Here is a 13914-nt window from a genome sequence, read left to right as displayed (position 1 = left end):
AAGATTTCTCATACTGACAAGAGCAAGAGCTGGACCACTTCGGCATGACGGCTGAAAAGCCGCCAGGAACGGAAGCCAAGTGGCTGCTCTCATGGAAGAATTCTACGCCCATCCCATCACGGCGCTGGAGCGGAATGCGACGCTCATATTGGCAAGCAGTTATTCACTGCGGCAACGAAGTTGACGGCCGGCAGGAAATCGCGGACATGCGCGGCGCACGGCGCCATCGGCTGTGGAACCTGTCGCTGTGAAGCGGCTCACATCCGATAAGACATTTCGGATGTATTCGTCATGCCGGGTGGAGATGGCAGACGGAGATGCGCATGAAACGCCTCATGCTCTCGCTCATTGCAGCCATGCTTCTCGCCGGTGCGGCCAGCAACGTGTTCAGGTCGCATGCAGTGCTCCATTTCGGTCAGCACGGCATGGCATCCATTCAAGACATGCAGACAGCTCAGGCGAACAAGCTTCCCGACCAGGAGCTGCAGGACCGCTCCGTCTTGTTTGTGAACGAGCCGGCTCGGTAGGCCGGAGCCTCCACGCCGGCGCTTCGCCCTATTCGGCCGCCGCGGTCGCGGGTTGCGGTTGTCCGTCGTTCGGTCCCGTTCGTGCCTTCTCGTCGAGCCAGAGGCTGTGGTGCTCGCGGGCCCAGTTGACGTCGACTTCGCCCGAGCCCATGGCCTCGAACGCGCCTTCCATCCCGATGGTGCCGATATAGATGTGCGCGATCATCGCCGCGACGAACAGGACCGCCACGATCGAGTGGACGATCTGGGCCAATTGCATGCCCTCGATCCCCGTGCCGTAGAACGGGAACATCAGCGCGTAGCCGGACGCGGCGACCAGTCCGCCGCCGATCACGACGATCCAGTAGATCATCTTCTGGCCGCCATTGAAGCGGTAGGCCGGCGGATGATCATGCCCGATCAGGCCTCCGCCGCGCTTCGCCCATTCGATATCCACCTTGCTCGGGATATTGCCGCCGATCCACATCAGGAAGATCAGGACGACGCCGATGGTGAACGGGAAGCTCAGATAGTTGTGAGCGTACTTTCCCCATTGCGACCATTCCGAGAAAGCCTCGAAGCCGATCAGCGGCAGCAGCAACGGCCGGCCGAACGTGATGTTCAGCCCGGATATGGCGAGGACGATGAAGCAGGTCGCCGTCAGCCAATGCACGAACCGCTCGAACCCGTTGAAGCGCACGATGGTGCGGCCCGACCGTCCGGCTTCGAGACGCACCATCCCGACGGTAAGATAGAAGATCACGATGGCCGCGATCATGCCGAGGATGGCAATGCCGCCGATCCAACGCAGCGTCACATTGCGGAATTCCCGCCACTCCCGCCCCTGCGGCTGCTCGAGCACGCCCGAGCGCTGATCGGGAATGCTGACGCGGCCCTGAATCCGGTTGAGCTCCTGCAGAAGCTGCTGCTCCTTGACCGCGCTCGCGGTCGGGTTGACCTGCTGAGCACTCGCGGGCACCGCCGTCACCAAAACAAGCAGCGCCCAGGCGCCCAACGCCAGACGAATGAACCTTCCAAACGACGCCATCACGTCCTCCCCGGTCTTGCGCGCCCTTCGGCTGCCCATGTCAGGACTCGATTGTCTCGCGATATGCGGTCTTCCAGCCCCATGCACCCGAGCCATAGCCGCGTTTCATGACGCGCTCCTTGTAGATCTGCGCAATGATCTCGCCGTCGCCCGCAAGCAGGGACTTGGTCGAGCACATTTCGGCACACAGCGGCAGCTTGCCTTCGGCCAGCCGGTTCGCACCGTATTTCTCGTATTCCTCCTTGCTGCCGTCGGCTTCCGGGCCGCCGGCGCAATAGGTGCATTTGTCCATCTTGCCGCGCGAGCCGAAGTTCCCGACCTTCGGATATTGCGGAGCGCCGAACGGACAGGCGTAGAAGCAATAGCCGCAGCCGATGCAGAGGTCCTTGGAGTGCAGCACCACGGCATCGGCCGTGGTGTAGAAGCAGTTCACCGGGCACACGGCCGCGCAGGGCGCGTCCGTGCAGTGCATGCAGGCCATCGAGATCGAGCGCTCGCCAGGCTTGCCGTCGTTGATGGTGACGACCCGGCGCCGGTTGATGCCCCAGGGCACCTCGTGCTCGTTCTTGCAGGCAGTGACGCAGGCGTTGCACTCGATGCAACGGTCGGCGTCGCAGAGAAACTTCATACGTGCCATCGTCGTTGCTCCTTATGCCGCCGCGATCTGGCAGAGAGTGACCTTGGCCTCCTGCATGTTCGTCGCGGGATCGTATCCGTAGGTGGTGATCGTGTTGGCGCTTTCACCGAGCACGATCGGATCGGTGCCCTTCGGGTAGTTGCCGCGAAGATCCTTGCCCGCAAACCAGCCACCGAAGTGGAAGGGCATCCAGGCAACCCCCTTGCCGACGCGCTCCGTGACGAGCGCCTTCATCCTTGCCCGGGAATTGTTCTCGGCTCCCGTGACCCAGACCCAGCCGCCGTCCTTGACGCCGCGCTCGGCGGCGTCGGCAGGGTTGATCTCGATGAACATGTCCTGCTGCAATTCGGCGAGCCACGGGTTGGTCCGGGTCTCCTCGCCGCCACCCTCATATTCGACCAGGCGGCCAGACGACAGGATGAGCGGGAACTGTTTTGCAATTCCCTTCTCCACCGCGGCCTTCTGCACGGAGAAGCCGATATTGGGCATCCGGAACTGCTTGGCGTCGGGCAGCGTCGGGTATTTGGCGACGAGATCGACGCGCGGCGTGTAGATCGGCTCGCGGTGAACCGGGATCGGATCTGGCAAGCCGAAGGCATGCATGCGCGCCTTGCCGTTGCCATAGGGAACGCAGCCATGCGCCAGCGCCACGCGCTGGATGCCTCCCGACAAGTCCAGCGCCCACGACACAGCGCCCGGATTGGCGGGATTGATCTTGTTGATGACGGCCATTTCCGCTTCGGTGAGCTCGGTGTCCCAGCCGAGCTTCTTCAGGCTCGCCAGCGTGAATTCCGGATAGCCGTCCTGGATCCCCGACCCTTGCGAGTACGAGCCGTCGGCAAGCAGACTCACTTTCCGCGTCGTGCCGTCCGGCAGCTTCTCCTCGCGCTCGATGCCGAAACGCGGGCGGAACGTGCCGCCGCCATCCATCACATGCAGATTGGTGTTGTAGAGCAACGGCGTGCCGGGATGCTTGACCTCCGGCGATCCCCAGCACGGCCAAGGCAGGCCGTAATAATCGCCGCCGACCTCGGGATCGTCCTTCGGCGCGCGCATCGTCAGCATGTCGAACTTCGCCTGGTTCTTCATGTGCGCCTTGAGGCGTTCGGGCGATTGTCCGCAATACCCTGTCGACCAGCTGCCGCGGTTCATCTCGCGCAGCACGTCTTCGGCTTCAGGCAGATTGTTCTCGACCTTGATCTTCTTGAACATCTGGTCGGCAATGCCGAGCTTCTTCGCCATCAGATAGATGATCTCGAGATCATCCTTCGATTCGAAGATCGGCTTCACGATCTGCTCGCCCCATTGCAGCGAGCGGTTGGAGGCGACGCGCGAGCCCTTGCACTCGAATTGCGTGGCGACCGGCAGAATGTAGACGCCATCCTTGCGGCCCGCCTCGACGGCAAGCGACGCCCAGGTCGTCGGGTGTGGGTCGGCAATGACGAGCAGCTCGAGCGCCTTCAGACCATTGAGGGACTCGGGAATGCGGGTGATGCTGTTGGAGGCGTGTCCCTGCACGAACACCGCCTTCACATTGTCCTTCTGCGCGACCTGATCCTTCGGCAGCGTCACCGCCTCGAACCAGCGGGTCAGCGGAATGCCGGGAGTTTCCATAATCTGCTTGGAGTCGAAGCGCGACTTCAGGAAGTCGTAGTCGACCTCCCAGACCCGCGACCAATGCTTCCAGGCGCCTTCGGCGAGGCCGTAGTAGAACGGCAGCGTGACGATATCGAGTCCGACATCGGTCGCGCCCTGCACGTTGTCATGGCCACGGAAGATGTTGGCGCCCATGCCCTCTCCGCCGACATTGCCGGTCATCAGCAGCAGGATGCAGCTGGCGCGCACGTTGGCGGTGCCGACGGTCTTCTGGGTCTGGCCCATGGCCCAGATCAGCGTGGCCGGCTTCTCGGTGGCAAACATCTTGGCGACGCGCTTGAGCTGCTCGCCGGGAATGCCGGTAACGCGCTCGACTTCTTCCGGATTCCACTTTTCCACTTCCTTGCGGACATCGTCGAATCCGTAGACCCGCTGCCGGATGAACTCCTTGTCCTCCCAGCCATTCTGGAGGATGTGCCACATCATGCCATAGAGTATGGGGATGTCGGTGCCCGGCCGCATCCGCACATATTCCGTGGCGTGCGCGGCGGTGCGCGTCAGGCGCGGGTCGATGACGATGAAGTTGGCTTTTTTCAGCTCCTTTCCCTCGAGCAGGTGCTGCAGCGAGACCGGATGCGCCTCTGCCGGATTGCCGCCCAAGATCATCTGCGTCTTCGCATTGCGGATGTCATTGTAGCTGTTGGTCATCGCGCCGTAGCCCCAGGTATTGGCGACGCCGGTGACGGTGGTCGAATGGCAGATGCGGGCCTGGTGATCGGTGTTGTTGGTTCCCCAGAATGCGCCGAGCTTGCGGAACAGGTAGGCGCCTTCGTTGGTCATCTTGGCCGAGCCGAGCCAATAGACGGAATCGGGGCCCGACTTCTCGCGTACAGCTTGAAGCTTGTCTCCGATCTCGTTGATCGCGCTGTCCCAGGACACGCGTGTCCACTGCCCGCCCACGAGCTTCATCGGATAGCGCAGCCGCCGCTCGCTGTGCACGAGTTCGCGTACCGAAGCGCCCTTGGCGCAATGCGAGCCTCGATTGATCGGCGAATCCCAGCTGGGCTCCTGGCCGATCCATACGCCGTTCAAGACCTCGGCCGTCACCGTGCAGCCAACCGAGCAATGCGTGCAGATGCTCTTGCGGACGGTCGCGCCTGCGGTGAGCGGACCGGCAGCGGCCGCTTGCGTCTTGCGCATGCTGCCGAGCGGCATGGTGCCAAGCGCAGCAAGCGCGCCGCCGGCAACACCGGATTTGCGCAGGAAGCTGCGACGATCAAGTCCCCCGCCCTGTCCCGCAAGCGATTCGGCGACGGAACCTCGGCGATCGGAACGCTGGTGTGTTCGCTTGATAAGCACGGGCAGCCTCCCTCTCAGGCCGGATAACGGTTGACGCGGTAGTACGCCTTCACGTGATCGGATTCCTTGTAGCGCGCCTTGCGCTTCTCATCGTTGTTCTCGCTGTCGGCCTGCGCGGACCCGACCAACGGTGTCGCAAGTGTCGCGCCGACACCGGCCGTGCCCAGGCCGACTTTGCGAAGGAAATCGCGGCGTCCGACCTTTGCTTTCGTCTCGTCACTCATCGCATCTCTCCCAGACCGAGCGCCTCGGTCAGCTGGCGAATGTGAATGCTTCCATCTCGATTTCCATGAAGGTGCGACCGAGCGCGCCGACCACTCGATAGAAACGCGCATCCCCGGCGCTCTCGATGTCTGCGAACAGCCGCCCCATCCAGGGCGATACATGCTCTTGGAAGAAGGCGCGCTGCGCCGCGGGCGAGGCATCGAAGCGACCGCCGGCAAGGCCCGACATGATCTCGCACAGGATGGCGGCGTGATCCTCGGGTTCGGAATTGTTGGCAGCCCGCTCGATGCCGAGCGTCGTCAGGTCGCCGCGCAGGCGCGACAAGGGCCGTTCGTTGAGAAAGCCCGTGAGATAATAGGAGGCATAGGGCAGCAGTTCGCCGCGGCCGAGCCCGACGAACAGGTCGAAATACTCCCGCTCGACTTTCGCTGCGACGGCATTCGAGGCGGCGTCGGCCAGCGCCGCATGCGCGCGCCCGAGCGGCGTCGCGTCGCCAGTCAATGCCGCAAGCTGCTCAAGCAATCGTTTCGACGGCGGCGCGGACAGCAACGTTGCCAGCAGCGCATATTCCTGCGCGCGCGCAGCATCGACGGGATCGATGAGGTCCGCTGGGACGGCTTGCTCATTGTAGAGATCTGGCCGCAGATCATTCCGGGAAACGCCAGTGGCAGTCTCGACTGCAACCACCCGTTGTGCGGGCACGCGGGACCAATTCGACACGGAGGGCTGGCTGATGCCTATTTTGCGCGCAAGTTGAGCGATGCCGCCTGCGGCGTCGATCGCGCGATCAAGCCCATCATCACGCACGTGGACCTCCCATCCGAGTCCCGTCTGCTTGATTATCGCTTTTGTTACAAAGCAGTAGATAGCGTAATCCCGGTTCCACGGACCGTCAATCGCCTGCCATAGCCTCGGCCTATAGCCTTTGGTCGTGCTGCTCAATGCGGCAGTGCACCACCGTGCGTATGGGGCTTGATGGGCTCAGCAGATTCCGCAGATCTGTCAGCCGCTGTCGGTTGCACTGCAGCAGGGGTTGCCAGGCGCACTGTCTCATCCGGCGGCTGGACATTGGAAACCACCGTCACATCGGCTCGATGCAATTCCGCCGAAGAATCCGCTGTTTCGATCGACGCCTCGGGGAGAGACTGGGCCGCCTCGCGCACTCCGCCGACAATGCGATCGACCAGTGCGGCGAGCTCTTCCGACGAGCAATCCAGCGGTCCAAAACCCGGCATCGCAGTCGGATCGTTGAAGTCCCATGCATTCTCCGCAAGCCCCACGAAGTCGCGAATGGCGGGATCGGTCGCCCAGGCGCGGCGAAGAGCCGCACGGCTCAACTCCCGAGGAATACCCTTGCTGAGGAAGGCCGTGATGTCGGTCGCGGCATTGATTTCGTCGACCGACGGCAGACTCGAGAGATCGAACGCACCCTCGTCGTCCTTGGCCTCGTCCTTGGCCCCGTCCTTGGCCTCGGACGGCGGCGTGGGCTGCGCAGCGACAGGCTTCGCCGACTCCGCTTGCGATTCGCGCTTGCGGCGGGACCAACGTGCAAGGAATTCCTCCTCACTCATTCCTGTCCGCCTTCATGCTCGCGCCGCGCCAGCGCCTCCGGGTCGGCGCGGCGCTGCTTGCGCTTGACGAATTCCCGCTCGACATGGTGCTCGGCCACGAAGCTTTCAATCGCTTCGCGCAGCACCTCCGGCATCGGCACCGCCTCGACGAGATTGTCGGCGGCTTCGGTAAAGCCTTCGCCCTCAGCGGGGTCGGCGGTCACCGCGGTGACGGCATAGGGCCAGTCGCCTTCCGAGGGCGACAGCACGGTCCAGACGCTCGGACTGCCGGAGGCGAGATTGTCGCGATAGCGCGCCGTCTCCGACGGATAGAGATCGACGGTCGCGCTTCCGGCATAGAACAGGGTCGTGCCGTCCTGCTCGCGAAGCACGGTCCAGGGTTGTGTCACCGGCTCGTCCGGCAGGACGGCAATTCCACGCCAGATGAAATCGACCCAGGGCGAGTCGGCCTTGCGGCGCTCGACCACGACGCCGACGGCAATCGAGAGGGACGGCAACGCCGCAGGGCTCATGTCGCCATCTCCAGGCATTTCACCGGCAGCCCGGTCAACAGATTCTGCGGCTTCATCCGGAGCTTCTGATCCGCCGTCATCGACAGGATCAGGTAGACCGGTTCACCCCCGACATCGTCAAGGGCGCGGCTCGAATCCGCAAACGTCAGGCGGAACAGCGCGAGCACACGATCCGCGTCGCGCTCGCTGAGGTCTTCGCCGTGCCACAGACGATCGCCAAGCCTCGTGGCATCGGCATCGAGCCCGACATACCAGGTGAGCTTTGCTTCCTGCAGCGCGCGTAGCGGCTCGATCAAGACGTCGACGCCGAGCAGATGGGAGACCCAGCGCGTCATCGCCTGCGCCAGCGCAGCCGGTCCGCGGCCGCCCGCCGCAAGGTCGAGGGCCATGTCGAACTGGTCGCTGCGGTGCCAATAGGCCTCGGCATTCTCCTCGCTCAACACGTCGACCACCGCATCGGTGGTGGCGCCCAGCATCGACATCAGAGAGAGCACCGGGGTCGGGCTCCGGCCGCCGACGATCTCCTCGTCGCCGAGCAACAAAGCGTGCTCATGCGGCAGGATGCGCTGGGTCCGGAAGAACAATTCGGCCGCGCGCAGCACGAACGGGTCATCGCAGCCATCGAGTGCGTTCCGCAGGATGACGTGCACGAGCTGGTTGACGAACAGCGGCGGCAGATCGTTCGTGCCTGATCGCACCGATGCAAGATAGGCGGCTTCGAGCGTCGGATGCCGCAACAGAAGATCGCGAAACGCCAGCACGAACTGCCAATTCTCCCGGGCATCGGCGTCGACGATCCCGGCGATTTCGCCGGCGCTGACCGCCTGGCGCGGGTCGGCGAGCAATTCGCGGTGCAGCCGGCGTTCGACCGGGCAGGCGTCGTCCGGCGGCATCAGCTCGGGACGGGCGAAATAGGCCTTGAGGAACTCGTCGGTGACACGGAGCCCACCGCCCTCGTCGCGATCGAGCAGATGATGACCACAGGCGATCCAGAAATCGTTCATCTGACGGTCGGCTCCCGGCCCAGATCCGCAAGCCTGAGATCGCCGTCAGGCTGGACGTCATCCTCAATTTCCATGAACGAGAACGCCTTGCCATGTCCCTGCCCTTCCCGGAGCTGCAGCCGGCGAAAGGACTCGCGGACCTCGCCATCGCTCGAGGTGCGGTGCACTGCAATAAGCGAGCTGACCGGATGGCTGCAGAGGGACTGCGAGAACGCCACCTCCTCTTCCGCTGCCGCCTTCGCTGCCGCCATGTCCGGCGCGCCGAAACGATCGACGAGTTGCCTGGCCAGGAGATCGACCAGGTCGCGGTAATCCTCTTCGGTCGCCGGAACGATCTGCACCAGCGTCGACCAGCCCCAGGATTGCACCCCGAGGAAACCGCCGCGAAACGCCGCCCGCGCCTTGCCCTCGAGCTTCGCACCGTCGCACTCCCAAAAGCGGAAAGCGCCGGAGACGGCCCATTCGCCCGGCTCCGCCGCCACGTCGAACACGAAGGTGTCGGAGGGATCGAGAGCGATGGTCCGCAGGAGCTTCACAGGCGCGGTCCTCCGAGGGCCGGATCAAGCCAGGACGGCGTCGCGAGCGCCTGGACGAGGTCGCTTCGTTCGATCGTATCCGTCCCGATGCGGCGCGTCAGGACATCGCCGCAATCATCGATGCGCTGAACTGTCTGCCTTTCACGCGGCAACCGCGTAAGATAGTCGCGCGCGACGCTGTCAAAGCCATCGACCCGCCAGCCGTCCAGCGCTAGCATCAGGTGCCGGGCGAAGCTCTCCGTGATCTGCGCCGCGCCAGCCTCGCCAAAGCCTTCCTCGTCGAGTGCCGAGGCCAGCGAGTGAACGCCTGGATCGTCATCGTTCATGGCAACCGTCCGGATCATGGCCCCGAATACCAGCCAGGGCGGCGGCGCATCCTCGTCGGCGGCGAAAGGCCACCCCATCCGTCCGCCGCCGACCAGCCCCCCGTCGATCCTGACCGCATCCGGCCAGCCGATCGTGATGGGCTTGCTCGGCGGCGCATAGGCGCGCAGCGCATCCGTGAGCGCGACCATACAAGCGTAGAACGCGCGCCGGGCGCTGCGCAGCGGCTCGGCCGGCTCGAGCACCACGGCGAACTCTGCGAGGTCGAAGCGGCCGACATAGACGAGCGTTCCGGCGCCGCTGTCCGGTGCAATGCGGCATGCATGGGCAAAAGCATCGCCACTCTCGCGCAGCCGCACCAATGTGAACGGCGGCGGCAGGTGGATCGGTTCCGCCAGGGAAACTTGGCTCACTGGGGTCGACGGCAGGCCGTCCTCCGCTTTCCTTTTCTTCCCGATGAATAATGTCTATACGAGGGGAAGGCCCGGCGCGAGTCCGTCGTCGGCGTCCGAATGGCGGAGAGGTTAACCTGGAGCAGCCAGCGAAGACCGTCCTGATCTGCTCGTGCGAAGACACGATGCGTCTCGACGTGGCTGCGATCCGGCGCGGATGCCCGAACTGCGACGTCAAGAGCTTTCGCCACCTCTGCGGTGCGGAGCTCGATCATTTCCGCAAGATTGCGGCGGCGGAAGGCGTGTTGACGGTCGCCTGCACGCAGCAGGCGGCGCAGTTTTCGGACGAGGCCGGCGAACGGCCTGATGCAATCAGCTTCGTCAACATCCGCGAAACGGCCGGCTGGTCCCGCGACGGCGCGCGCACCGGCGCAAAAATGGCCGCCCTGCTCGCATCCGCCTCCATCCCGGCCCCGGACTATCAGCTCGTCACCTTGTCGAGTGAGGGCGTGATCCTGATCTACGGCCGCGATGAGGCCGCGATCGAGGCCGGCCGCCTGCTTGCCGATCACCTCGACGTCACGGTGATGCTGAAGCAGCTCGACGACACGGTGCCGCCAACTGCAACGGTCTTCCCGATCGTGAAGGGCACGATCCGCTCCGCGAAGGGACATTTCGGCGCGTTTGAGCTTGCAATCGACGACTATGCGCGTCCCCGCCCCTCCTCGCGCGATCGTTACGTGCTGGACCCGCCGCGAAGCGGCGTCACCTCGCGCTGCGATATCGTGCTCGATCTGTCCGGCGATTTGCCGCTGTTTCCCGCCCACGACCTGCGTGACGGCTATCTTCGCGCCGACCCGAAAGATCCCGCTGCGGTGCTGCGCGCCGTGCTGACCGCGCGCGATCTCGTCGGCAGCTTCGACAAGCCGAAATATGTCGAGGTTGCGCCCGCTCTTTGCGCCCATTCGCGCTCGAAGCGCACGGGCTGCCATCGCTGCCTCGATCTCTGCCCGACCGGGGCGATCACGCCTGACGGCGATCATGTCGCAATCGATCCGAACGTCTGCGCGGGCTGCGGCCAATGCGCGGCTGCCTGCCCGACCGGCGCGGTCTCCTACGCGCTGCCGCCCGCCGATACACAGCTCCATAGAATTCGCGCGATGCTGCTCGCCTACCGCGAGGCCGGTGGCGCGAATGCGGTGCTGCTTTTTCACGACGGCCCGCACGGCACGCCTCTGATCGAGGCCCTCGCGCGGCATGGCGACGGCCTGCCGGCGAACGTGCTTCCCTTTGCCGTCAACGAGCTCACGCAGGTGGGGCTGGAAGCTATCGTCGGCGCCTTCGCCTATGGCGTATCCGCTGTGCGCTTCCTGCTCCGAGCCAAGCCGCGCCACGATGTGACTGGATTGTCGCAGACGATCGCGATGGCCGAAGCCATCCTAGGCGGTCTTGGATTTGCGGGCCGTCGCCTCGCCACCATCGAAACGGACGATCCCGATGCGCTCGGCGAGCATTTGACTGATATCGGCGCGCTCGCCGCGGTCGCGACGCCCGCGACTTTCAAGACCGTCGGCAAGCGGCGCGACCTCTTGCGGTTCGCCCTCGGCGAGTTGCACCGAGTGGCGCCGCAGCCGGTCGACGTGATCGCCCTGCCGCAGGGTGCGCCGATCGGCGCAATCACCGTCGATACCGGTGGCTGCACGCTGTGCCTCTCCTGCGTCTCGGCCTGCCCGACCGGCGCGCTGCGCGACGACCCCGAGCGGCCCGTGCTGAAGTTCATCGAGGATGCCTGCGTGCAATGCGGCCTGTGCCAGAGCACCTGTCCGGAAAAGGTCATCAGCCTCAAGCCGCAGATCGATTTCCGCGCCGCGCGCGCTCCCGCCGCGATTATCAAGGAAGAGGAGCCCGCACTCTGCATCCGCTGCGGCACGCCATTCGGCGTGAAGAGCACGATCGACCGCATCGCTGCCAAGCTCGAAGGCCGGCACTGGATGTATCCGGCCGGCGACAAGCGGATCGAGACACTCAGGATGTGCGCAGACTGCCGCGTCATCGTCATGAGCGAACAGCAATTCGATCCGTTCAAGGGCGTTCCGGAACGAACGCCGCCGCGGACGACGGACGACTATCTACGCCAGCGCAACGGCAAGGACTAGACGAGACATCGCCGCAAGGCCGGAAGCGGCCGCTATCGCGACGTCGCGCGGCCCAGAAACTCGGTGAGTGCGCGGCGGTCCTCGGCCGAGCCGATGCGCTGCTCCGGCATCTTGGTGCCGGGGGTGTAGGTATTCGGCCCGATTTCGAACAGTCTTGCGACCGTTTCCGGCGTCCAGACGATGTCCATCCTCTTCAGCGCATCGGAGAAGCGATATCCCGGGAGCGAAGCGATCTTGCGGCCGTATAGTCCCGCAAGCGTCGGGCCCGCACGCTGCACCTCCTTGTCCGAGAGCGTGTGACAGGCAACGCACGCCCGAAACACATCGGCGCCATGATCGCCGGCATAGGCGGCGAGCGGATCGGCCGGTGTGCCGCTCAGGCCTGTGCCGACGGGATCGCCGGTGCGCGCATTCCAGCGCCTGATCCTGCCGTCTGCACCACCCGTCATGAGTGTCTCGCGATCTGGAAGGAAGGCGACCGACCACACCGGCAACCCGGATCCAACCAGCGTGCGCAGCAGGTTGCGCGACTTGCGATCGATGATCGCCACTGTGCCGCCGATGCCTGCCGCAGCGATCAGCGCGCCGTCCGCCGACATCGTCAGGGCCACCACCGGTGTCGGACTGGCTGCGACCTCGCCGCTGACCTTGCCGTCCGCGGTCAGCATGCGCAGCCTGCCGTCGACCGCGCCTGTGACGATTTCACCATCCCCCGCCACGGCCACCGCGTTCGGCGGCGCCGGCAACGTCACTGTTTCAGGCTGGCCATCCGGCAAACGCCAGATGCGCAGCGCAAGATCGTAGCCGACGCTGACAAGTCTGCCGTCCGGCAGGAAGGCGACGCCGTTGACGTTCTGCGTATGCCCTTCGAGCACGCGGGACGCGCCGTCCGATAGCGACCAGAGCCGCACCGTCCGGTCCCATGAAGCCGATGCGAGAAGCGCCCCATCGGGCGACACAGCAAGCGCCACGATCGGAGCGACATGTCCCTCCAGCACCCGGTCCGGCTCCACCCGGCCCGCCGTCCACACCGCAATTCGTGCGTCGGCGCCGGCCGTGATCATGCGGCCATCTTTCAAGAAGACGGCGGCATTGACGCCATCAGCATGATACCGCAGCACTTGCTCTGCGGTATCCGTCTTGAGCGACCAGCGGATGACCCTCGTGTCGAAGCTGCCGGAGAGAAGGCTGTCTCCATCGGGCGAGATGGCAAGAGCCCGTATCGGGCCACCGTGTCCGACCATGTCGGCGTGCACGGACGATGCGGCAAGGATGGCCCACAGCGCTGCGGCCACCTTCGTGCACAAAGGTGATCTGTTCATTCCTGGCTGCCCTGCTGACATTCACGCTCTCAAGATTGCCAGAACAGGCAACGGAAATGAATATCCTGAAACGGTCTACTTGGCCGGTGCCGTCGTGGTTTTGGATGATCCCGCAGGAGCGGCCTGCGCTCACTAAGCTTGCAAGAAACTTGCAATGGCTCCTTCCGTTCCGAACCGTTGCAGCGCAACAACCCAACTCGCGGCATCCTCCGCTTGAATGCCGATGGCCCAGACATTAGATTCTGGCTGCTCACGTCAAGGAAGACGGCATGCAGGGGCGAACGGGGCCAATTCTGCGGATGATTGCGCGGCTGCGCGTTCTTCGTGCCATTGATGGCTTGCAAGATCCCGGTGCGCGAGAAGCCTCCCCTGTCCTCGCCCTCGTTGCCGTCGTGCTCGCGCTGCTGCTCGCAATCCTGGAAGTCGATTTGAACAGCGCCGAGCTTCAGTCCCTTGGCTTAATGGGCAATGCGTTTTCCGCCGATCCCGTGTTCAAGAGCCCATAGGACCGCGGATACCTTGGAGCGATCAACGAGCTTGCCGGCGACAGGCCGTGTCGTATAGATGGCTTGCTGGTCCAATCGAGGGAGGCTGAGGATGAAGGCTTTTTTGCTTGGCTGCGTCGCGGCCCTGGTGATCGCAGTTGCGGGGATGGAGATCTTGAATCGCGTTCAGGAGCCCGTCGCCCAGGCGTTTGCTACGACCGGAGTGCGTCTCTGAGAAGCG

At 64.4% G+C, this 13914-nt stretch carries 16 protein-coding genes; 5 read left to right on the top strand and 11 right to left on the bottom strand.

Annotated features, from left to right (window positions below):
• Positions 1-44: 44 nt before the first annotated feature.
• Complete coding sequence (locus tag JQ566_RS03980) at positions 45-251, top strand: hypothetical protein (RefSeq protein ID WP_212370268.1); 207 nt, start codon at positions 45-47, stop codon at positions 249-251.
• Positions 252-323: 72 nt separating this feature from the next.
• Positions 324-527, top strand: coding sequence for a hypothetical protein (locus JQ566_RS03975; RefSeq protein ID WP_249139178.1), 204 nt, complete (start codon positions 324-326; stop codon positions 525-527).
• Between the two features lie 28 nt (positions 528-555).
• Here the strand turns inward: JQ566_RS03975 and JQ566_RS03970 are convergent, their stop codons facing one another.
• From JQ566_RS03970 to JQ566_RS03925, 10 genes are all read right to left on the bottom strand, one after another.
• A complete protein-coding gene (locus JQ566_RS03970; protein ID WP_212371485.1) occupies positions 556-1554 on the bottom strand; it encodes a formate dehydrogenase subunit gamma in 999 nt (332 codons plus the stop codon).
• A gap of 40 nt (positions 1555-1594) precedes the next feature.
• The gene (gene fdh3B, locus JQ566_RS03965; protein WP_027571966.1) at positions 1595-2191 is read right to left on the bottom strand and encodes a formate dehydrogenase FDH3 subunit beta; all 597 of its coding nucleotides are present in this window, start codon (positions 2189-2191) and stop codon (positions 1595-1597) included.
• Between the two features lie 12 nt (positions 2192-2203).
• Complete coding sequence (locus tag JQ566_RS03960; RefSeq protein WP_212370263.1) at positions 2204-5146, bottom strand: formate dehydrogenase subunit alpha; 2943 nt, start codon at positions 5144-5146, stop codon at positions 2204-2206.
• A gap of 14 nt (positions 5147-5160) precedes the next feature.
• Positions 5161-5370, bottom strand: coding sequence for a twin-arginine translocation signal domain-containing protein (locus JQ566_RS03955; protein ID WP_212370261.1), 210 nt, complete (start codon positions 5368-5370; stop codon positions 5161-5163).
• A gap of 28 nt (positions 5371-5398) precedes the next feature.
• On the bottom strand, positions 5399-6178 hold the full coding sequence (locus JQ566_RS03950; RefSeq protein ID WP_212371483.1) for a molecular chaperone TorD family protein: 780 nt from the start codon (positions 6176-6178) through the stop codon (positions 5399-5401).
• Positions 6179-6309: 131 nt separating this feature from the next.
• Positions 6310-6942, bottom strand: coding sequence for a DUF3306 domain-containing protein (locus JQ566_RS03945; RefSeq protein ID WP_212370259.1), 633 nt, complete (start codon positions 6940-6942; stop codon positions 6310-6312).
• On the bottom strand, positions 6939-7454 hold the full coding sequence (locus tag JQ566_RS03940) for a DUF3305 domain-containing protein (RefSeq protein WP_212370256.1): 516 nt from the start codon (positions 7452-7454) through the stop codon (positions 6939-6941). The genes JQ566_RS03945 and JQ566_RS03940 overlap by 4 nt, the downstream gene beginning before the upstream one ends.
• A complete protein-coding gene (locus JQ566_RS03935) occupies positions 7451-8458 on the bottom strand; it encodes a DUF6352 family protein (RefSeq protein WP_212370254.1) in 1008 nt (335 codons plus the stop codon). The genes JQ566_RS03940 and JQ566_RS03935 overlap by 4 nt, the downstream gene beginning before the upstream one ends.
• Entirely contained in the window at positions 8455-8994 is a 540-nt protein-coding gene (locus JQ566_RS03930; protein WP_212370252.1) for a DUF6505 family protein, read from the bottom strand. The genes JQ566_RS03935 and JQ566_RS03930 overlap by 4 nt, the downstream gene beginning before the upstream one ends.
• Entirely contained in the window at positions 8991-9677 is a 687-nt protein-coding gene (locus tag JQ566_RS03925) for a biotin/lipoate--protein ligase family protein (protein ID WP_349643303.1), read from the bottom strand. The genes JQ566_RS03930 and JQ566_RS03925 overlap by 4 nt, the downstream gene beginning before the upstream one ends.
• A gap of 218 nt (positions 9678-9895) precedes the next feature.
• On the opposite strand from JQ566_RS03925, the gene JQ566_RS03920 reads away from it, so the two are divergent.
• Entirely contained in the window at positions 9896-11866 is a 1971-nt protein-coding gene (locus JQ566_RS03920) for a 4Fe-4S binding protein (protein WP_212370250.1), read from the top strand.
• A gap of 32 nt (positions 11867-11898) precedes the next feature.
• Here JQ566_RS03920 and JQ566_RS03915 read toward each other — a convergent pair whose 3' ends face one another.
• On the bottom strand, positions 11899-13188 hold the full coding sequence (locus tag JQ566_RS03915) for a c-type cytochrome (protein WP_249139175.1): 1290 nt from the start codon (positions 13186-13188) through the stop codon (positions 11899-11901).
• Positions 13189-13457: 269 nt separating this feature from the next.
• Here JQ566_RS03915 and JQ566_RS03910 point away from each other — a divergent pair, with 269 nt between their 5' ends.
• Together JQ566_RS03910 and JQ566_RS34795 are read left to right on the top strand one after the other, a co-directional pair.
• The gene (locus JQ566_RS03910) at positions 13458-13694 is read left to right on the top strand and encodes a hypothetical protein (RefSeq protein ID WP_249139174.1); all 237 of its coding nucleotides are present in this window, start codon (positions 13458-13460) and stop codon (positions 13692-13694) included.
• Positions 13695-13785: 91 nt separating this feature from the next.
• Positions 13786-13908, top strand: a complete 123-nt coding sequence (locus JQ566_RS34795; protein WP_283809889.1) for a hypothetical protein — start codon at positions 13786-13788, stop codon at positions 13906-13908.
• Positions 13909-13914 lie beyond the last annotated feature (6 nt).

This window comes from Bradyrhizobium sp. SZCCT0231, from assembly GCF_018130245.1.
Lineage (GTDB): Bacteria > Pseudomonadota > Alphaproteobacteria > Rhizobiales > Xanthobacteraceae > Bradyrhizobium > Bradyrhizobium japonicum_F.
Note: the sequence above shows the minus strand (reverse complement) of the source record. Positions and strands in the feature narration are given on the sequence as shown.

What these genes read in the sequence shown, in the direction of transcription:
- JQ566_RS03980 (WP_212370268.1), top strand. Translation starts at nt 45, where the DNA reads ATGACGGCTGAAAAGCCGCCAGGAACGGAAGCCAAGTGGCTGCTCTCA.
- JQ566_RS03975 (WP_249139178.1), top strand. Translation starts at nt 324, where the DNA reads ATGAAACGCCTCATGCTCTCGCTCATTGCAGCCATGCTTCTCGCCGGT.
- JQ566_RS03970 (WP_212371485.1), bottom strand. Translation starts at nt 1,554, where the DNA reads ATGGCGTCGTTTGGAAGGTTCATTCGTCTGGCGTTGGGCGCCTGGGCG.
- fdh3B (WP_027571966.1), bottom strand. Translation starts at nt 2,191, where the DNA reads ATGGCACGTATGAAGTTTCTCTGCGACGCCGACCGTTGCATCGAGTGC.
- JQ566_RS03955 (WP_212370261.1), bottom strand. Translation starts at nt 5,370, where the DNA reads ATGAGTGACGAGACGAAAGCAAAGGTCGGACGCCGCGATTTCCTTCGC.
- JQ566_RS03945 (WP_212370259.1), bottom strand. Translation starts at nt 6,942, where the DNA reads ATGAGTGAGGAGGAATTCCTTGCACGTTGGTCCCGCCGCAAGCGCGAA.
- JQ566_RS03940 (WP_212370256.1), bottom strand. Translation starts at nt 7,454, where the DNA reads ATGAGCCCTGCGGCGTTGCCGTCCCTCTCGATTGCCGTCGGCGTCGTG.
- JQ566_RS03935 (WP_212370254.1), bottom strand. Translation starts at nt 8,458, where the DNA reads ATGAACGATTTCTGGATCGCCTGTGGTCATCATCTGCTCGATCGCGAC.
- JQ566_RS03920 (WP_212370250.1), top strand. Translation starts at nt 9,896, where the DNA reads ATGCGTCTCGACGTGGCTGCGATCCGGCGCGGATGCCCGAACTGCGAC.
- JQ566_RS03915 (WP_249139175.1), bottom strand. Translation starts at nt 13,188, where the DNA reads ATGAACAGATCACCTTTGTGCACGAAGGTGGCCGCAGCGCTGTGGGCC.
- JQ566_RS03910 (WP_249139174.1), top strand. Translation starts at nt 13,458, where the DNA reads ATGCAGGGGCGAACGGGGCCAATTCTGCGGATGATTGCGCGGCTGCGC.
- JQ566_RS34795 (WP_283809889.1), top strand. Translation starts at nt 13,786, where the DNA reads ATGAAGGCTTTTTTGCTTGGCTGCGTCGCGGCCCTGGTGATCGCAGTT.